At 65.5% G+C, this 18,729-nt stretch carries 18 protein-coding genes; 6 read left to right on the forward strand and 12 right to left on the reverse strand.

The window, feature by feature from the left end:
• Nucleotides 1-851, forward strand: an 851-nt coding sequence (gene tsaB, locus CKO15_RS11455) for a tRNA (adenosine(37)-N6)-threonylcarbamoyltransferase complex dimerization subunit type 1 TsaB (RefSeq protein ID WP_207124077.1), incomplete at its 5' end; no start/stop codon positions are given.
• Nucleotides 852-903: 52 nt separating this feature from the next.
• Here tsaB and CKO15_RS11460 read toward each other — a convergent pair.
• The 3 genes from CKO15_RS11460 to surE all read right to left on the reverse strand — a co-directional run bounded on the left by CKO15_RS11460 (nucleotide 904) and on the right by surE (nucleotide 2,885).
• Nucleotides 904-1,344, reverse strand: coding sequence for a hypothetical protein (locus CKO15_RS11460; protein ID WP_200196346.1), 441 nt, complete (start codon nucleotides 1,342-1,344; stop codon nucleotides 904-906).
• A 105-nt stretch (nucleotides 1,345-1,449) separates the two neighbouring features.
• Nucleotides 1,450-2,082 (reverse strand): protein-L-isoaspartate(D-aspartate) O-methyltransferase, encoded by a 633-nt coding sequence (locus CKO15_RS11465; RefSeq protein WP_200196381.1) that lies wholly within the window; start codon nucleotides 2,080-2,082, stop codon nucleotides 1,450-1,452.
• 35 nt (nucleotides 2,083-2,117) lie between these two features.
• A complete protein-coding gene (gene surE, locus CKO15_RS11470) occupies nucleotides 2,118-2,885 on the reverse strand; it encodes a 5'/3'-nucleotidase SurE (protein WP_200196348.1) in 768 nt (255 codons plus the stop codon).
• Nucleotides 2,886-3,084: 199 nt separating this feature from the next.
• Here surE and CKO15_RS11475 point away from each other — a divergent pair, with 199 nt between their 5' ends.
• A complete protein-coding gene (locus CKO15_RS11475) occupies nucleotides 3,085-3,741 on the forward strand; it encodes a Smr/MutS family protein (protein WP_200196350.1) in 657 nt (218 codons plus the stop codon).
• Here the strand turns inward: CKO15_RS11475 and truD are convergent.
• From truD to CKO15_RS11515, 8 genes are all read right to left on the reverse strand, one after another.
• Nucleotides 3,712-4,788 (reverse strand): tRNA pseudouridine(13) synthase TruD, encoded by a 1,077-nt coding sequence (truD, locus tag CKO15_RS11480; RefSeq protein ID WP_200196352.1) that lies wholly within the window; start codon nucleotides 4,786-4,788, stop codon nucleotides 3,712-3,714. The genes CKO15_RS11475 and truD overlap by 30 nt on opposite strands.
• A complete protein-coding gene (gene ispF, locus CKO15_RS11485) occupies nucleotides 4,785-5,276 on the reverse strand; it encodes a 2-C-methyl-D-erythritol 2,4-cyclodiphosphate synthase (protein WP_338036055.1) in 492 nt (163 codons plus the stop codon). Before ispF ends, truD begins: the two co-directional genes overlap by 4 nt.
• The gene (gene ispD / locus CKO15_RS11490; RefSeq protein ID WP_420842143.1) at nucleotides 5,276-6,019 is read right to left on the reverse strand and encodes a 2-C-methyl-D-erythritol 4-phosphate cytidylyltransferase; all 744 of its coding nucleotides are present in this window, start codon (nucleotides 6,017-6,019) and stop codon (nucleotides 5,276-5,278) included. The genes ispF and ispD overlap by 1 nt, the downstream gene beginning before the upstream one ends.
• Nucleotides 6,020-6,027: 8 nt before the next feature.
• Nucleotides 6,028-6,306, reverse strand: a complete 279-nt coding sequence (gene ftsB, locus CKO15_RS11495) for a cell division protein FtsB (protein ID WP_242464753.1) — start codon at nucleotides 6,304-6,306, stop codon at nucleotides 6,028-6,030.
• A gap of 52 nt (nucleotides 6,307-6,358) precedes the next feature.
• Nucleotides 6,359-7,642, reverse strand: coding sequence for a phosphopyruvate hydratase (eno, locus tag CKO15_RS11500; RefSeq protein WP_200196357.1), 1,284 nt, complete (start codon nucleotides 7,640-7,642; stop codon nucleotides 6,359-6,361).
• A 43-nt stretch (nucleotides 7,643-7,685) separates the two neighbouring features.
• Nucleotides 7,686-8,558 carry a 3-deoxy-8-phosphooctulonate synthase gene (kdsA, locus tag CKO15_RS11505; RefSeq protein WP_200196359.1) on the reverse strand — a complete coding sequence of 291 codons (873 nt, stop codon included), beginning with the start codon at nucleotides 8,556-8,558 and terminating at the stop codon, nucleotides 7,686-7,688.
• A 20-nt stretch (nucleotides 8,559-8,578) separates the two neighbouring features.
• Nucleotides 8,579-10,282, reverse strand: coding sequence for a CTP synthase (locus tag CKO15_RS11510; RefSeq protein ID WP_200196361.1), 1,704 nt, complete (start codon nucleotides 10,280-10,282; stop codon nucleotides 8,579-8,581).
• A gap of 176 nt (nucleotides 10,283-10,458) precedes the next feature.
• Nucleotides 10,459-10,884: a hypothetical protein gene (locus CKO15_RS11515; RefSeq protein WP_200196363.1), complete on the reverse strand. Its 426-nt coding sequence runs from the start codon at nucleotides 10,882-10,884 to the stop codon at nucleotides 10,459-10,461.
• Nucleotides 10,885-11,103: 219 nt separating this feature from the next.
• On the opposite strand from CKO15_RS11515, the gene CKO15_RS11520 reads away from it, so the two are divergent.
• The 4 genes from CKO15_RS11520 to CKO15_RS14545 are packed head-to-tail and all read left to right on the forward strand — an operon-like array spanning nucleotide 11,104 to nucleotide 18,008.
• Nucleotides 11,104-13,377 (forward strand): M1 family metallopeptidase, encoded by a 2,274-nt coding sequence (locus CKO15_RS11520; protein WP_200196365.1) that lies wholly within the window; start codon nucleotides 11,104-11,106, stop codon nucleotides 13,375-13,377.
• A gap of 58 nt (nucleotides 13,378-13,435) precedes the next feature.
• Nucleotides 13,436-14,392: an acetyl-CoA carboxylase carboxyltransferase subunit alpha gene (locus tag CKO15_RS11525; protein ID WP_200196367.1), complete on the forward strand. Its 957-nt coding sequence runs from the start codon at nucleotides 13,436-13,438 to the stop codon at nucleotides 14,390-14,392.
• 2 nt (nucleotides 14,393-14,394) lie between these two features.
• Nucleotides 14,395-15,897, forward strand: coding sequence for a tRNA lysidine(34) synthetase TilS (gene tilS, locus CKO15_RS11530; RefSeq protein ID WP_200196375.1), 1,503 nt, complete (start codon nucleotides 14,395-14,397; stop codon nucleotides 15,895-15,897).
• 20 nt (nucleotides 15,898-15,917) lie between these two features.
• Nucleotides 15,918-18,008: an EAL domain-containing protein gene (locus CKO15_RS14545; protein WP_200196377.1), complete on the forward strand. Its 2,091-nt coding sequence runs from the start codon at nucleotides 15,918-15,920 to the stop codon at nucleotides 18,006-18,008.
• 45 nt (nucleotides 18,009-18,053) lie between these two features.
• Here the strand turns inward: CKO15_RS14545 and CKO15_RS11540 are convergent.
• Nucleotides 18,054-18,729: transporter (locus CKO15_RS11540; protein ID WP_476729766.1), on the reverse strand; the 676-nt coding region annotated here is incomplete at its 5' end.

The following is an 18,729-nucleotide window of genomic DNA, read 5'->3' on the forward strand; positions in this document are numbered from 1 at the left end:
AAGCCGCAAGCCGCAAGCCGCAAGCCGCAAGCCGCAAGCCGCAAGCCGCAAGCCGCAAGCCGCAAGCCGCAAGCAGGAGCATTGTACCGCGTATGTCCGAGCAGAGCGCATCCGCAGCACCGGCGACGATCCTCGCCATCGAAACCGCTACCGAGGGCTGCTCGGTTGCCCTTGAGACGCCAGAGGGACTCTTCGAGCACTGCGAAGAGGCCCCGCGCGCCCACGCCCAGCGCCTGCTGCCGATGCTCGATACGCTCTTGCATGAGGCCGGCGTCACCCGCTCGCAGATCGACGCCCTCGCCTACGGCTGCGGACCGGGCGGTTTCGTCGGCGTACGCCTAGCCACTTCGGTAGCACAGGGGCTGTGCACCGCTTGGCAGATCCCGGCCCTCGCCGTCTCGACGCTCGAGGGTTTAGCCAGCGGGGCGTGGCGCCGCACTGGTGCAGAGCGTGTCGTCGCCGCTCTCGATGCGCGCATGGGGCAAGTCTACTGGGGCGTCTTCGGGCACTCCGCTGCAGGTCTCATGCAGCCACTCGCCGGCGAACGCGTAAGCGACCCGGCGGCCTTGGTCGAGGCGACCGAGGCCCTGCCCGCTGGGGAGTGGTTCGCCGTCGGCCGCGGCTTTGCTGCCTACCCGGAGTTGACCCCCCTGCCGCAGCGACCGGCAGAGCCGGCTACAGAGCCGGCTACAGAACCGCCGGCCGACTCGGCCACTCAATTGCGCCGCCGCGATACCGAGGCGCTGCCTCAGGCCCGCGACCTACTCCCGCGGGCGCAGCAGCTGTGGTGCTCCAGCGCCGGCCTAGCCCCCCACGAGGCACTGCCGGTCTACTTACGCAGCGGAGTTTGAACGCCCGCTCCGCCCTAAGCGCTGCCGCGCCACGGGCGAGGCTTCCCACTTCTCACCGCAGTAGACGGCGCAACGCCTGCTCGGCCTCTTGCAGCTCGTCGGGCCTCGAACCCTTATGACGCCCGCGGCGCCAGATCGAGCGATCGACAACGCCTTCACGGGGGTGGATCTCCAGAACACGGCGATAGCGGGGCACCAGGCGTAGGGTGATGAAGGTCACCAATGTGATCAGCGCCATCGCAGCGAAGGCGAGAATGGCCGCTGCCGGCTCATCGGTCACGACAAAGGCGAGAAGCGGCAGCAAGAAGAAGAGCACGACAACGCCGAGGCAACCACTCAGGCAGCCGATGCCATCGCCCAAATCGGTTACATGCTGACGCCCCTCCTCCAGCCGCACCTCGGCGATCTCATCGACCTGATAGCTCCGCTGCGGGGTGTGAATCTGCGTCCCCTCGATCCGCAACTCTCGCGGTAGACCACCCTCTATGCCCATCTCGCTCTCCTCTTCTTCGCGATCGTCTTTACAGCTCCTTGACTGCCTTCAACGCCCCTCGACTAGCTCCTTCACTGCAGCCTTCACCGCCCTTAACCGTCGCCTTCACTGCCGCCCTTCGAGCATCGGCACAAAGCTCACCCCAGCGACACGCTGCTGTGTCAGACCCTCTGCGGTCCGGTCGATCACGATCAACGTCTGCGCCCCGGCGCCACCGACCGGCGCCACCAACCGTCCGCCGACGCCAAGCTGCTCAAGCAGTGCCGTCGGCACCTGATGCGGCGCCGCCGTCAGCATGATCCCAGCGTAGGGCGCGTACTCCGGCCACCCCTGATAACCATCGCCGTGACGGACCTGGACGTTGAAGAGTTGTGCGGCACGCAGCCGCTGGCGCGCCTGATGCACCAGGGCGCCGATGCGCTCAATGCTGTAGACCTGTGGCACCAGTTTCGCCAGGATCGCGGCCTGATAGCCGGAGCCGGTACCGATCTCCAGCACTCGCTCCGGCACTCCGTGCTCCAGCAGCAACTCCGACATGCGGGCGACGACCCACGGCTGCGAGATCGTTTGGCCGTGGCCGATCGGCAGCGGCGTATTGTCGTAGGCCCGACTCTCCAGAGCTTCGTCGACGAAGAGGTGGCGTGGGATCTCGCGCAAGGCATCGAGCACTCGTTCATCCCGGATGCCCTGCTCGATCAAGGCATTGATCAGGCGGTCGCGGGTGCGCCGTGAGGTCATGCCGATGCCCTCGCTAACACGCCCCTCCCAGGCGCTCACAGCGCCACCCCTTGCAACCAGCCGCGCACTTGGTCGAGGGCGTGGTAACGGGTCAAATCGACCTGAATGGGGGTGACCGAGACAAAGCCGTTGCGCACGGCGTAGAAGTCGGTCCCTGGGCCGGCGTCCTGCTCCGAGCCCGGCGGCCCGATCCAGTAGATCGGTCGGCCGCGCGGGTCGTGCTCTTTGATCATGGCCTCGGCGCGGTGACGACAGCCCAAGCGCGTCGCGTGCAAGCCTTGTAGCTCTGCCCACGGCAGATCGGGGACGTTGACATTGAGAATGGTATCGACCGGCAGCGGATCGTCCTGAATCTGCTCAAGCAGCTTGAGTGCGACCCGCGCGGCGGTATCGAAGTGGCGAAAAGCGTAGCCGCTATCGGCCCGCCCGGCCAGCGAGACGGCGACCGCCGGCAGGCCGAGGTAGCGCCCCTCCATGGCGGCAGCCACCGTGCCGCTATAGAGCACATCGTCGCCGAGATTGGCGCCGGCGTTGATCCCCGAAAAGACCATGTCGGGGTCCTCTTCGAGGAAACCGGTCAGGGCCAGGTGGACACAGTCGGTCGGCGTCCCCTGCACCCGGTAGCGGTCGGGCTCGACCTGCGCTACGCGGATCGGGTCTTCCAAGGTTAGGGAGTTACTCGCACCGCTGCGATCGCGCTCGGGGGCGATGACGGTGACCCGGGCAACCGTTCCGAGGCGCTCGGCCAGCGCCAGGATACCGGGGGCCTGATAGCCGTCGTCGTTGCTGATCAAGATATACATACCGCTCCTTTCAAAACCGCCCTAACCCTCCGCAGAACGCAGGCTACAACCGCAGACTACAGGTTGTAGGTCGCAGACCGCTAGCACTGCCGTCACCACCCGCCGTGGCATGGGTTCTGCTCTGCGCTGTCGGCCCATTATACTGGCTGGCACCGGGGTCAGCAGCACCGGGGTTGTGGCCATCGAATGGGGAGCGCTCATGGATAAGGCGAAGCAGCGCGGGCAAGCGACCCGATGTGGCGCCCCCGATACAGGGGATGAGCCCGCACGGCGGGGAGCCCCGCATGAGCGAGCACGCCATGAAGCGCCGAATGCGGCGGCAACCGATCCTGAGGCCGAGCTCTTTCGTGCCGCAGTGGTCGACGCCCGCCCACTTCCCAACGATCGCGCCGACACCCGCCGGCGCCGCCCGCCCCCGCGCCCGCTACAATTTGAGGCCGACGAGCAGCGCGTCCTTGATGAGTTGCTGGCGGAGCCCGCCGACCCGAGTCGCGTCGAGAGCGGCGATGAGCTCTCCTTCTGCCGACCCGGCGTCCAACGGCGCGTGATTCAGCGCTTACGGCGTGGCCACTACAGCCCCGAGGCCCACCTCGATCTGCACGGCCAGACACGGCGGCAGGCGCACGCCTCACTCAGCGGCTTTCTCAAAGCGGCGCAGCAGCGCGGCATCCGCTGCGTGCGCATCGTCCACGGCAAGGGGCGCGGCTCGCGCAGCGGTACTTCAGTGATCAAGAGCGCAGTCGACGGCTGGCTGCGCCGCCGCGATGAGATCCTCGCCTTCGCCTCGGCACCGCCGCGCGACGGCGGCACCGGTGCACTCTACGTGCTACTGCGCGCCCCCGCAAAGCGTCCCTGACCCCTCTGCCGAAGCGGCTTGATGCACCGGCACCGATTCGGTATCGAAGAGCTCAGCGATCAAGGTCGTCGCGTAGGCCCCCGGCGGCAACGCAAAACACAGCACTAAGCGATCGGTCGCCGGCCAGTGCCAACACAACTGCCGTGGCATCACCCGCAGGGCTCGGCGCTCGGCCCGCAGACCGCGCCGCTGCAGGGCTGCGACCATGTCGGCCTCCTCGGCCAGCACCGCCTGCTCGAGCGCGGCAACCCCGGCGGCCGGGGCGTCTGCCGGGTCGCTCTGCCCGGCCAACGGCCCGCTCGGATGCAGCTCGCCGCGGCGCAGTCGCCGCTCTAGCGCGGCATCCAGCTCGGCGACGGCGAAGTGGCTGCCGCGCCCATCGAGCATCGCCCGCTCGCCCGGCAGCAGCAGATCCCAGGTGCCGGCCACCACCCGGCGGGCCAGCACCCGATTGAAGAGCTCCGAACGGACCGCCGAGAGCAGCAGCCCGCGCAGGGTGCGATCGCGCACCGGCGCCCCGGCGAGCAGCCAGGCGCGCGCCTGCTCGAAGTTATCGCCGCTGCGACCGAAACGCTGCGGCCCGAAATAGTTCGGGATGCCGCGCTGGGCAATAGCGTAGAGTCGCCGCTCGACCGCCCGCCGCGGCGCATCCACGGCGCGTAGGGTCAGGGCGAAGCGATTGGCGCGCAGCGCGGCGTGACGCAGCTTGCGGGCGTTGCGCTCGATCGCCAGCAGCTCGACCCCCTCCGCCAGCGGACCGGGCGTCAGCGGCAGGTCCTGCCCCGGCAGCTGAAGACTCAGCCACTGTGTGGTCTCGGCGTGCCGATCCTTCAAGCCAGCGTAGGCGACCTGCCGCGACGGCACCCCGCAGCGCTCGGCGAGCAAACGAGCCACCGCCGGTGTCGTCCAGCCGCGCTTGCGCACTTGCAGAAGATAGTGCTCGCCGCTCCCCGAGGGCACAAAGCCAAGCTCCTCGACGACGCGAAAGTCCTCCGGCTCACTGCGCAGCTGCGCACGACCGAGGGTCGGACCGTAGGCGGTGATCATGAATGGGGGGTGCGGCTGCTCTCCATCAAGACCGCAGCGAGTGCTGCGATCCCTTCGCCACGGCCGGTAAAACCGAGCCCTTCACTGGTCGTCGCTTTGATATTGACGGCGCCGGGGGGCAGCCCCAGCGCCGCCGCCGTGGCCTCGCGCATGGCCGCGATATGGCCGGCCAGCTTCGGTGCTTGCGCGATCACCGTGGTATCGGCGTTGATCGGCCGCCAACCGGCCTCGGCGCTGAATTTGACCGCACTGGCCAACAGACCGCTGCTATCGGCAGCGCGCCAGCGCGGATCGTCGTCGGGGAAGTGGTAGCCGATATCACCGAGCCCGGCGGCACCGAGTACGGCATCGGTCAGGGCGTGGAGCAGTACATCACCGTCGGAGTGGGCCTTGAGCCCGCGCGTGTACGGAATCCACACCCCACCGAGGCGAAAGCCCTCGCCCTTGGCGGTAAACTGGTGAACATCAAAACCTTGACCGATGCGTATCACGGCGCTGTGGCCTCCGCTGCAGCGGCTTCGCGGGCCTGTAGGATCGCCGCCGCCAGGGCAAAATCCTCGGGCTGAGTAATCTTTAGATTGGCCGGATCGCCCGGCACGAGCAGTGGCTGCCCGCCCAGACGCTCAATCGCTTGCGCCTCGTCGGTGACCGTAACCCCCTCGCTGCAAGCCTGCTCAAGCGCTGTCCGCAGTCGCTGCCAGGGGAAAAGCTGCGGGGTCTGGGCTTGCCAGAGCCGATCTCGCGGCACCGTCTCGAGCACCTGTGCGATATCCGAAGGGAGGACGCCTGGAGGGGCCGCGCGCTTCAAGGTATCGGCCACCGGCTTAGCCAGCAGCGCGCCGTCGGGGTGCTGCATTCCCGTCGCGAGCAGTCGGGTCAACTCGGCCGTGCTCAGGCAAGGGCGGGCGGCGTCGTGCACCATCACCCAATCGGCGGGGTCAGCCAGCTCGGCCACCCGGTCTAAGGCCGAGCGCACCGAGTCTTGCCGCTCGGCGCCGCCGGCAACCCGATAAATCGGCTTCTCCGCGGCCAGCTGCAACCCCGCCCAATAGGGATCGTCAGCGGCAACGGCGACCACTGCCGCGGCCACGCTTGGGGGCTCAAGCAGCCGCTCCAGCACCCACTCGATGACCCGCCGCCCCAGCAGCGCCCGATACTGTTTCGGCTCACCGCCGCCCATCCGCCGCCCCACTCCGGCGGCAGGGACCACTGCCCAAACCCGCACCCGCAGCCCCTCCTTCAATCCTCTTCTTCGACGACCTGATAGAAGGTCTCGTCTTGACGAATCATACCGAGCTCGGCACGGGCGCGCTCCTCCAGCGCATCGACCCCCTCCTTAAGATCCTCGACCTCGGCTGCCAGGGCGTCGTTACGAGCCTCGGCCTGCTCGTTCTGCGCGCGCTGCTCGCGTTTGCTGGCATAGAGTTCGAGCACCACGGGGAGACTCCCCGGGCCCAACCACAACTGCACTTGCAACACCCCTAGCAGCACGGCCAAAGCTACCATCGCCCAACGCAATCTTGTCTCCTCGGGAGGACAGCCGCTACCGTGCGCCGTGCGCCATTACTGATTAACGGTGCACCATCAACGCCCTGTGCCCCAGATAGAGCGCCTTGCTGCCAAGCTGCTCCTCAATCCGCAGCAGCTGATTGTACTTCGCCACCCGGTCGGAGCGGCTCAGCGAGCCGGTCTTGATTTGGGTAGCCCGGGTGGCCACGGCGAGATCGGCGATCGTGACATCCTCGGTCTCGCCGGAGCGGTGGGAGATTACCGCCGTGTAACCGGCGCTATCGGCGATGCGAATCGCCTCCAGCGTCTCGCTGACGGTACCGATCTGATTGAGCTTGATGAGAATCGAGTTGGCCACCCCGCGGTCGATCCCCTCTTGCAGGATCTGCGGGTTGGTCACGAAGAGATCATCACCGACCAGCTGCACCCGCTGCCCGAGACGCTGCGTCAATAGCTTCCAGCCCTCCCAGTCGGACTCATCCATCCCGTCCTCGATCGAGACGATGGGGAAGCGCTCGACGAGCTGTGCCAAGTAATCAGTAAATCCGGCGGCATCGAAGTCGCGTCCTTCCGAGGCGAGACGATAGCGACCATCGGTGTAGAGCTCTGAGCTCGCCACATCGAGCGCAAGCACCACCTCGTCGCCCGCCTTATAGCCGGCCCGGTCGATCGCCTCCATCACCGCTTCGAGCGCTGCCTCGTTAGAGGGCAGATCGGGGGCAAAGCCGCCCTCATCGCCGACCGCGGTCGCCAGCCCGCGCGCACTGAGCACTTTCTTTAAGGCGTGGAAGATCTCGGTGCCGCAGCGCAGCGCCTCACTGAAGCGGTCAAAGCCGAGCGGTACGATCATGAACTCTTGGATATCGACACTGTTATCGGCGTGCTCACCGCCGTTGAGGATGTTCATCATCGGCACCGGCAGCGACGGCGTCACCCCCTCCTCAAGCAGATAGCGATAGAGCGGCTGGCCGCTGCTCAGTGCCGCCGCCCGCGCAATCGCCATGGAAGCGGCAAGAATGGCATTGGCACCGAGTTTGGCTTTGTTCGGGGTGCCGTCGAGCTCGATCAAGCGTTGATCAAGCGCCTGCTGCTCGCTCGCCTCCAGTCCGTGCAGGGCCTGATTGATCACTGTGCTGACGTGATCAGCGGCGCGGCAGACCCCTTTACCGCAGTAGCGTCCCTCGCCGTCGCGCAACTCGACCGCCTCACGGCTCCCGGTCGAGGCCCCGGAGGGCACCGCAGCGCGGGCAAAGCTGCCGTCGTCGAGCCAAACATCGGCCTCTACCGTCGGGTTGCCGCGCGAGTCGAGGATCTCGCGTCCGCTAATGCGCTCGATTTTCGCCATGCTGATTCACTCTCCTGTGAAGATCATTCACCGTGGGTTGAGATCATGCCCCAGCCGCTGCACCTGTACCCGCGCACCCCGCCGTCTCGATCAAGCCACGCCTCTTCACCAAGCGGTCGACCTCCAATAGGGTCTCAAGCAACGCCGGAAGCTGCCCCAGCGGCCAAGCGTTCGGCCCGTCGGAGAGGGCGCGCTCGGGCTGCGGGTGGGTCTCAATGAAGAGCCCGGCGACCCCGGCGGCGACTGCCGCCCGCGCCAACACCGGCACGAATTCGCGCTGACCGCCGGAGGCGTGGCCCTGGCCACCGGGCAGCTGCACGGAGTGGGTCGCATCGAAGACCACCGGAGCGCCGGTCTCGCGCATCACGGCCAGGGCACGCATATCCGATACCAGGTTGTTGTAGCCGAAGCTGACACCGCGCTCGCAGACCATGATACGGCGATTACCGACTGCATGCGCCTTGGCAACCACATGCTGCATATCCCAAGGGGCTAAGAACTGGCCCTTTTTGATGTTGACCGGCAGCCCGCAAGCGGCTACGGCACGGATAAAATTCGTCTGTCGACAGAGAAAGGCCGGCGTCTGTAGCACATCGACGACCGCTGCGACCTCATCAAGGGGGCTGTCCTCGTGAACATCGGTCAACACCGGCAGCCCGATCTCGTTGCGCACCCGCTCTAGGATGCGCAAGCCGGCCTCAAGCCCCGGCCCGCGATAGCTCTCGCCGGAGGAGCGGTTCGCCTTATCGAACGAAGACTTATAGATTAGCGGCAGCCCTAGCGCACCGCTGATTTCGCGCAACTTTGCCGCGCTCTCTAGAGCCAGCGTCTCCGACTCGATCACACACGGCCCGGCGATCAGAAAGAGCGGCCGGGCGAGGCCGACGCGGTAGCCACACAGATCGATCTCGTCCATCACCCCTCCCCTGCGCACCGTTAGCTCGTTGCCTGCGCACGTCCATCCGCGTCTTCATCACGACAGCCGCCTGCCGCCGGACCCGGGCCACCGCTCTCCTGAGCATCGCGCCGCACCATGGCCGCACGCACGAAGTGGGCAAAGAGTGGATGGCCATCGCGCGGGGTCGAGGTGAACTCGGGGTGAAACTGACAGCCGAGGAACCACGGATGCTCGGGGAGCTCAACGACCTCGACCAAACGCTCGTCTTGTGACCAACCCGAGATGCAGAGCCCGGCTTCCACCAGCGGCTGGCGGTAGTGATTGTTGAACTCGTAACGGTGGCGATGCCGCTCGACCACCACCTCCTTGCCATAGATCTGCTGCGCCAGCGAACCCGGCGCTAAGCGACACGGCTGACCGCCAAGACGCATCGTACCGCCCCGGTCGGCGTCCTCGTCGCGCTGCTCCAGCTCGCCCTGCTCAGTCATCCACTCGGTAATCAGGCCGATGACCGGGTGGTGGGGGTGGCGGACAAACTCGGTACTGTGTGCCCCGGCCAGCCCGGCGACGTGGCGGGCAAACTCAATCACCGCCACCTGCATCCCTAGACAGATCCCCAGATAGGGCACCCCCTGCTCGCGAGCGTAGCGCGCCGCTAAGATCTTGCCTTCAATGCCGCGCTCGCCAAAACCGCCCGGCACCAGGATGGCATCGGCCCCAGCAAGTGCCGCATCGCCGTCGCGCTCCAGCCCGTCAGAGTCGATATAACGGATATGGATGCGCTGCCGGGTCTGTGCCCCGGCGTGGCGCAGCGCCTCATTAAGCGACATATAGGCGTCGGTCAGATCGACATACTTTCCAACCATCGCCACCGTGACCTCACCGACCGGGTTCGCCATTGCCTCGACGACCCGCTGCCAGTCGGCCAAGCAGGCCGGCGGGAGCTCAAGCCCCCACTTCTCGGCGACGATGTGATCGAGCCCCTGCTCATGAAGCAGTTCGGGCAGTCGGTAGATATTATCGACATCGAGCGCGGCGATCACCGCCCGTGGCTCGACATTGGTAAAGAGGGCGATCTTCCGCCGCTCCTCCTCGGGGATCGGGCGCGAAGCCCGGCAGACCAAAACATCGGGCTGAATCCCGATCGAGCGCAACTCCTTTACGGAGTGCTGCGTCGGCTTCGTCTTCATCTCCCCGGCCGTGCCGACAAAGGGCACCAGCGTCAAGTGCATATAGAGGCAACGCTGCCGCCCCAGCTCGCTGCCCATCTGCCGGATCGCCTCCAGGAACGGCAGCGACTCAATATCGCCCACCGTACCCCCGATCTCGACCAGGGCCACGTCGTAGTCGTCTGCCCCCTCCTGAATACAGCGCTTGATCTCATCGGTGACGTGCGGGATGACCTGGACCGTACCACCAAGGTAGTCGCCGCGGCGCTCTTTGCGGATGACGTTCTCGTAGATGCGTCCCGTCGTAAAATTATTGGTGCGACTGACCGGGGTGCGGACGAAGCGCTCGTAGTGACCGAGGTCGAGATCGGTCTCGGCGCCATCTTCGGTGACGAAGACCTCTCCGTGCTGGAAGGGGCTCATCGTCCCCGGGTCGACATTGATGTAGGGGTCGAGCTTGATCAGCGTCACCCGCAGCCCGCGTGCCTGTAACACAGCAGCTAGGGAGGCGGCCGAGATCCCCTTACCCAAGGAGGAGACCACGCCGCCGGTAATGAATAGATAGCGTGTCATGGGAGTATTCTGGCAGGTCCGTAGCCGGGTCGCGAGCACGTTAACAAATGGCGCGCGCAACGGCAACGCGACAACCCAAGAAGCGCGAGAGAACCAACCGAACCACCAGCATTAGAAACTCTTTAAAAGCAGCTTGTTACCGCCCCAGAATCGCTCCAGAGCGCGCCACGACCGCCTTAGCGATGCGAGCCCTCCGCCAGCCGCTCGGCAATGTGCATCAACGCCACCCGGTCCTCGTCGCTGAGGCGCCGCCAGGTGAGCACGATGCGGAGTTCCTCTTCACGCAGCTCAAGCGGATCGCTCCGATAATCGGCTGCGGGCGGCTCGTTTGTCTCGCCAATCACGCACTGCGGATGCATCGGCCCCTCGCCGTATTCGAGCCACGCCTGACAGACGCCCAGCTCCCTAGCGACGTTCTGCATATTCTCCCGCGACGGCATCGCACTCGCATCAAGCCACTTGCGCACGGCCGGACCGGTAACGCCGAAACGGCGCCCCAGCCGACTCTGCTCACGGAGCGACAGACCACTCGCGCTAATCGCTTGAGCGAGCCGCTCGGCAAACGCTTGCCGTGCCCACTGCGGTTTGCGGTTCGATCCCATAACACTGTGAGGCTACGGCGGCACCGCAAAAAAAACAGTTACTCACTGCATAACCAAAAATTTAGGCCACCCCTCTTACATCCGCTCTCGGGTCCTTTACGGCCTGCCCGCCACCGTTCAGAACAGCCGCCACTCCTGACGCCGGCGCCCTCTTGCCACAGCTGTGCTGGAGGCGGAAACTGTAAAAGTCGATACGCATCGCGATGTAGAGCTCTGCCCATGCCTCAACCTCAGCCCCACCTGCGCACCCTGTCGCACTGCGGCCCGCTACGACGACCCCGGCGATCGCCGCGACGGCTGCGCCGCGGGCGCACCGGTCTGTTGTGGGCCGCGCTCCTCTGGGGCGGCATCGCCGGAGCCACGTTGACCGCTTGCGCCGACTCCGAGGAGGGCATTAGCGCCCCGCCCAGTAGCGCTGAAACGTGGCCGCAAGCCACCATAGCGGTCACCCTGAACCCGGCCGAGGGAATCTTGAAGGGCGCGCTAGAACTGGACTTGAAAGCGCCCGAGCCGATGACCCTGACACTCGGGCGCGGCTTCGAATTTCTCGATGTCTCGATCGACTCCGGCGCCATCGAACAACCCCACGCCCGTACAGTTGTCCTGCAGCCGGATGCGGCGACCACGGCCCAGCTGACTTGGCGCGGGACCCCGCTACCGCAAAACCGAGCGGCTGCATCCAGCGCCGGCGCCAACGTAGGCACCACGCGCGCCTTCCTCGATGAGCGCGGCGCCCTGCTCGATGTGGCAAGTGGCTGGTATCCGCGCCCAGCCCCGCGTCCCTTTGGCTACACCCTCTCCGTCACCCTGCCGGCAACGCTGCAGGCCGTTGCCGAAGGCGAACGGGCTCAGGAGCAGCGCCAGGGGCCGCTGCGCCAGCTTCGCTTCGACCATCCGCAACCGGCCGCCGGCATTATGCTCGTCGCTGGCCCCTGGCAGATGGCCAGCCGCGAGACCCAGTACGGCGAAGTGCAAACCTTCTTTCCAGAACACCTTCAGCACCTAAGCCCGCGCTACCTTGAGCAGACTGCTTACTTTTTTGATCACTACGCCGAAGAGATTGGCCCCCCGAGCCACCGCACCTACGCCGTGGTCGCCGCACCGCTGCCGGTCGGCCTGGCCTTTGCCGGCTTTACCTACATCGGCGAACAGGTCCTGCCGCTGCCCTTTATCCCCGAGACCTCGCTGGCTCACGAAGTCGCCCACAACTGGTGGGGACGCGGGGTCTATACGGATTGGAGCCAAGGCAACTGGAGCGAGGCGATTACGCAGTATATGGCCGACTACCGCCAAGCCGGCTACCGCGATGAACAGGAGCGCATGCGCAGCGACTGGCTCCACGATCAGGCCGCCCTGCCGGCGGCTCTCGACTACCCGCTCGCCGCCTTTCGCCATAAGCGCTCACGCATCGATGATATCGTCGGCTATCAGCGCGGCGCCTTCCTCTTCCATACCCTGCGTCGACAGTTCGGCGACGAACTCTTCCAAGAGGCCGTCCGCAGCTTTTACGCCGACCACCGCCATCGCTGGGCGAGTTGGCGCGACTGGGAACGCGCCTTTAGCGAGGCGGCAGTGACGACCGGGGAGGGAGAGCGCACCGAGAGCGAGATCGGCGCCGCCGAGACGAGCATCGCCACGCTCTTCGACTGGTTCTTGACCGCCACCGGCGCCCCCGAACTCCGCCTCGAACGCCCTCGCGCCTACTCCGCCTGCGACAACGAACCGGAGGCGGAAGCGTGCGCAGAGACGACAGTCGCCTATCGGCTCAAGGCCGACGTGGTTTGGGACGAGCGCGGCTACCCGGTTGAGGTGCCGCTTCGCGTGACCACTGCTGCTGCGACCGAGCACCACCGCATCGCCCTCGCACCGGGCGAGCACAAGAGCGTGCGCCTGGAACTGGCAAGCCGCCCGCGTGAGATCGCGCTTGATCCCGAGCAGCAGCTCTATCGGCGCTTGGTCGGCGGTGAGCGGGTGCCGACACTACGCCAGATCATGCTCGCCGAGCGTGTCTACCTCATCAGCGAGTGGCCGGAGCTCGCCGAGTCGCTGCGCCCGCTGCTCAGCGGCCCCCTGCAGGTGACCCAAGCCGATCAGTTCGATCGCCGCGATCCCTTTATCATCATCGCTCCTGACGCCACGTTAGCGGCGACCCTGGAGGAGCTGGAGACCTGTTCGCTGCAACGCAGCGCCCCGATGGCCCCAACCGAGGGCGGGAACGAGGTTGGCGCTGTGGCTTGGGCGAGCAGCGGCGCTGCCGGTCAGCCGGTGCTCGCCATCCAGGCCGCTGACGCCACCGCCGCCCGCACACTGTTGCAGCGCCTCGAGCACTACGGCCGGCACAGCTACGTTGTCCTTCCAGATGCGGCGGATCCCGAGCAGCGACCGCAGACGGGGCGCTTCGAGCCGACCGAGCGCCACCCCCTTCGCCAGCCGGTCGAGATCGCCGCCAGCGGCGATTCGGGCGACGACTCAGGCGACGATCCAGGCAACTGACTGTGGTACACTTACGCAGCAATCGCACCCTGCGCAACGTGGACAGCGACCTGAGCCCATGAGCAAGAACTTTCTCGATTTCGAGCAGCCCATCGCCGAGCTCGAGGCGAAGATCGAGGAGCTGCGTAACGTCGGCCAAGACAGCGACATCAACATCAACGAGGAGATCCAACGCCTTGAGGCCAAAAGCCGCTCGTTGACCGAGAAGATCTTCTCCTCGCTGACCGCCTGGCAGATCGTGCAGTTGGCCCGCCACCCTGAGCGACCGCACTTTTTCGATTACGTCGAGCAGCTCTTTACCGATTTTCAGGAGCTACACGGCGATCGCGCCTTTGCCGACGACGGCGCCATCGTCGGCGGTCTCGGTCGTTTCGAGGGCCGCCCGGTGATGATCATCGGTCAGCAGAAGGGCCGCGATACGCGCGAGAAGGTCCGCCGCAACTTCGGCATGCCGCGCCCGGAGGGCTACCGTAAGGCCCTGCGCCTAATGCAGATGGCCGAGCGCTTTGAACTGCCGATCATCACCTTCATCGACACCCCCGGCGCCTACCCTGGGGTCGGCGCCGAAGAGCGCGGTCAGAGCGAGGCGATCGCCCGCAACCTCGCTGTGATGGCGCAGCTGCGAGTACCGATTGTTTGCATCGTTGTCGGTGAGGGCGGCTCCGGTGGAGCGCTCGCAATCAGTGTCGGCAATCGCTTGATGATGCTGCGCTACTCGGTCTACTCGGTGATCTCTCCCGAGGGCTGCGCCTCGATCCTGTGGAAGAGCTCAGACCGTGCCGCTGAGGCCGCCGAGGCAATGCAGATGGTTGCTGATCGGCTCCACAACTTAGGCTTGGTCGATCGGGTGATTCCCGAGCCGCTCGGCGGCGCCCACCGCGACCACAGTGGTGTGGCCACGGCGATCCGCGAAGCACTGATCGAGGAGCTGGCCCAGCTGAGCGCGATGACCCCAGATGCACTCGTTGCCGAGCGCCAGCACCGTCTCGCGCAGATCGGCCAGCCGAAAGAGTAGCGATGCCGCGCCTCGAGCGCGTTGTTGCGCGGTTGGCTCAGCAGCTCCCCCAACAACTGTGCGAGCGGCTGGCTGCCCTAGCACCACGCGCACGCACTTACTGCGTCGGTTTCAGCGGCGGCCGCGACTCAAGCGTACTGCTACACGCTCTCGCTGCGGTACGCAGCGAGCTGCCGGCGCCACTGCGCGCCATCCACGTCGATCACTGCCTCCACCCAAACTCCGCGCAGTGGGCACGCTACTGTCAGGCGCGCTGCCGTGAGCTCGAGATTCCGCTGCGAATCTGCCCAATCAACGTCGCTCGCAACGCCCCTGATGGGCTCGAAGCCGCCGCCCGCGCTGCCCGCTACCACGCCTTCAGCGCCGAACTGGAGGCCGGCGATTGCCTGATCCTCGCCCACCACGCCGACGATCAAGCCGAGACATTCCTCCTCCGGGCGCTGCGCGGCGGCGGCCTGCAGACTCTCAGTGCCATCCCCGAGCGGCGTCCGCTCGGTCGCGCAGAGCTCGTTCGGCCGCTGCTCACCGCCTCTGGGGAGGCCCTACAAGCGTACGCTGAGCAAATGCAGCTGAACTGGATCGACGACCCAGCCAACGCCGATCTGGCTTTCGATCGGGTCTACCTCCGCACCACCCTCCTGCCACAGCTACAGCAGCGCTGGCCGCGCGCTGCGGAACGACTGACCGCCTGCGCCAACGCGCTCGCTAGCGATCGGCGACTGTTCAGTGCCTATCTCGATGGCGATCTGTGTAAGATCCGCCACCCCCACGGCCGCCCCCGCACCGACGCCTTACGGGCATTCTCGCTGCCCCATCGCGAGGCGCTGATTCGCCGCTGGCTGGAGTGCTCCGGCGTACGCCCGCCGCCGCAGCGGCACTTGCGCAACGGCCTGGAGGCGCTGCTGAACGCCGCTGGTGACGCCGCCCCCGAGCTGATCTGGCGCGATGCCACGCTGCGCCGTTTTCGCGGCGAGCTCTACCTGTTGCCTCCGAGCACCGCCAGTCACGCCGGCGAACTCAGAACAAAGCCAAAGGCAAAACCAAGGGCAAAAGCAGGGGCAAAAGCAGGGGCAAAAGCAGGGGCAAAACCAAGAACAATGCCTAGATCGACCGTCGATAGCGGGCCTGAAACTGAGCCCGAAACTGGGGGCAAAACCTGGACCTGGGATGCCATGACGCCCCTCACCCTCCCCGGCGGCGAGCTCTCGGCGACCCTCAGCCCGGATCCTGGGCTCGAGCCAGACCTACAAGGCGCCGTGCTCACCGTGCTTCTGGACCCGGGCCATCGGACCGAAGCCGCTCACAACCGCAAGGCACTAAAGCGCCTCTGGCAGCAGCTGGCCGTCCCGCCCTGGGAGCGCCGCGCTCGACCCGTCGTGTATTGGCAAAGACGGCCCATCGCGGTCGCCGGCTACGGCACCCTACCAGCGTACAGTGCCCGCCCAGGGCTGCGACTGCATTGGCTGCCCATCACCGGCGAAAAACAGGTACACTGCTCCAAATAGCGAGCCAATGAGTCGATTCTGTGACCGAATTTTTCGCTTCCCCCGGCGATTCGTGCACACTTCTAACTCCGCAGCTCGCGCGCACCCTCTTCGAGCAGGGCCCGCAAGCGGCCCTGTTGCTTGATGAGCGTGCGCGCGTCGTCGCCTGCAACCAGGCGGCGGCCGAGTTGCTGGGTTATAGTCAGCCGCAAGCACTCCTCGGTTACCATCCGGCGGAGCTTTCGCCTTCGCAACAGCCCGACGGCACGGCCTCGCGGGCTGCGGCCGAGCGGTTCGTCGCCGCCGCGCTGAGCGGCTCCCGGCAACGGATCGAGTGGGTCCAGCAACGCAACGACGGCACCCCTTTATGGACCGAGATCAGCCTCCAGCCACTCAACCGTTCAGGCCAGCGACTGTGCCACGTGCTGATCCATGACATCTCCAAGCGCAAAACCCTCGAACGTGAGCTGCAGCTAAGAGATCAGATATTGACCTCGACCCACGACGGCATCGTGATCACCGATACCGCAACCCGAATCGTGCGAGTGAATGAGGCGTTCGAGCGGATCACCGGCTACCATCAGCACGAGATCCGAGGCCACACCCCGCGGCTCCTTAAATCGGGACACCACGATGAGGCGTTCTACCAGTCGATGTGGCAAAGCATACAGGCACACGGCAGCTGGTCGGGCGAACTCTGGGATCGCAGCAAAAACGGCACCTTACAACCACAGTGGACGACGATCAGCCGGGTCACCGACGCCTACGGTACCATTACGCACTACATCGGCGTCTTTCGCGATCTCACCGAGCTGCGCCGCTCGCAGCAGCGGTTGCAACACCAGGCCTATCACGACACCTTAACAGGGCTGCCCAATCGCACCCTCTTTATGGACCGGCTCGCCCGGGCGCTTGACCGCAGCCGGGTCGCGCAGCACCAGCTCGCAGTTCTCTTTATCGATCTCGACCACTTCAAGGACATTAACGACAGTTTGGGCCACACGGCCGGAGACCGCATCTTGCGGCACGTCGCTCAGCGTCTACAAAGCTTGATCACACCCGCCGATACACTCGCCCGCCTAAGCGGTGATGAGTTTAGCCTCTGTATTGCTGAGATCCACTCCGCTCAAGAGGCGCTCACCCGCGCCGAGGCGATCCACGAACAACTCTCTCGCCCCTTCCAGTACCAAGGACAACTCTTCCCCTGCCACTGCAGCATCGGCATCAGCATCCACCCCGACAACGGCGGTAATGTCGAAGAACTGATGCGCAGCGCCGATTCCGCCTTACACAACGCCAAGGGGCTCAGCCGCAACACGACCTGTTTTTACGCCAGTGAATTGACTGAACGGGCGCAGCGCCGTCTGCACGTCGTTCAAGAGGTGCGCCACGGACTCGAGCGCGGCGAGTTTACCCCCTACTTTCAACGTCAGGTCGATTTGCGCAGCGGCGCAACGATCGGATTCGAGAGCTTAGCTCGCTGGCAGCACCCGACACGCGGCCTCCTAGCACCCGGTGAGTTCATCCCGGTCGCCGAGGAGATGGGGCTAATGAGCGCGCTCGATCAGACAATTCTCTTTCAGTGCTGTCTACAGGGGCGCAAATGGCTCGATGCCGGCCAATCATTCGGGCGTGTCGCGGTCAACCTCTCGGCGGTTGATCTGCAACAAGACACCTTTCACCGTGAGATCCTGCAGATCCTCGAACAGACCGGCCTACCCAGCCGCTGCCTGGAGTTGGAGCTCACCGAATCGGCCTTTATGGAGCTGCGCGCAGCGACCTTGACCGGCCTCCGTCAACTGCGCGAGAGCGGCGTCAAGCTGACCATTGACGACTTCGGTACCGGCTACTCCTCGCTGCTCTACCTCAAGCGACTGCCGGTCGATCGTCTGAAGATCGATAAAGGCTTTATCTGGGATATGGAGGGCAGCCCAGAGACGCGCTCGATCGTTCAGACGATCATCGAACTGGCGCGGGTTTTGGGCCTGGAGACCGTCGCCGAAGGCGTCGAGACCGAAGCACAACGGGCGCAATTGCAAGCGCTCGGCTGCACCATCGGACAGGGTTTCCTGTGGGGGCGACCTGCGCCCGAACCGGAACTCGAGCTCAAGCCCGAGCCTAGCCCCACATAGCCCTACACCGCTCCGGAGCAGCCTCAAAACCGCTCCGGGCCGACCTCAAAATCGTACGGGAACAGCAAGGCTAACGGCGTAGTCCGGCGCGTCATCCGTCACTCCTACGGCGACAGAGAAGGCAATCAGCGTTCGGCGCCCAACGATCGACGAGGCCCCTAGGGCCAGCACACCGCTGACTTGATCGGTACCATCCACTGAACGGCCATCGATCTCTGCTCTGGAAGAGAAGCGTTGGATCAAGGAGGCGCTGAGCGACGTATCGGGACTGGCGGCAAGAGAGGTCCCGAGGGACAACGCCCAAGCATCACCAGGCTTCACCTCGCCTTCCTCAAAGGTGTACTCATAGGCCCCAGTCGCGGTGAAGACGAGTGGATCTTGGCGTTTGAGGGCGCTCAACGAGACGCGCAGCTGGTCGAAGCCCAACCCCATGGAGACATCGCCATCCATCTGATCGCCAGTGTCTGTATCCCAGACGATCCGCGCCACCAGGTCGGGGCGCGCGCCGCGCTCGCGTGCGAGGGTCTTGGCAAGGCCGATCTTGACATCGCCGACGGAGCTGCCCGTTTCACTCGTCTCATCGAAGCCGCTAGGACCGTTCCTAAAACCATAGAAAACCATTCCTACGGACGTAAGCCGAACAGTGCTGCTTACGATTAGCGGGTTGGAATCGCGCCAACCGCCGGCGAATGGATCGCCGCTCGCGCCGTGCCCGGAGGGG

It is taken from the genome of Halorhodospira abdelmalekii (genome assembly GCF_016583625.1).
Taxonomy (GTDB): domain Bacteria; phylum Pseudomonadota; class Gammaproteobacteria; order Nitrococcales; family Halorhodospiraceae; genus Halorhodospira; species Halorhodospira abdelmalekii.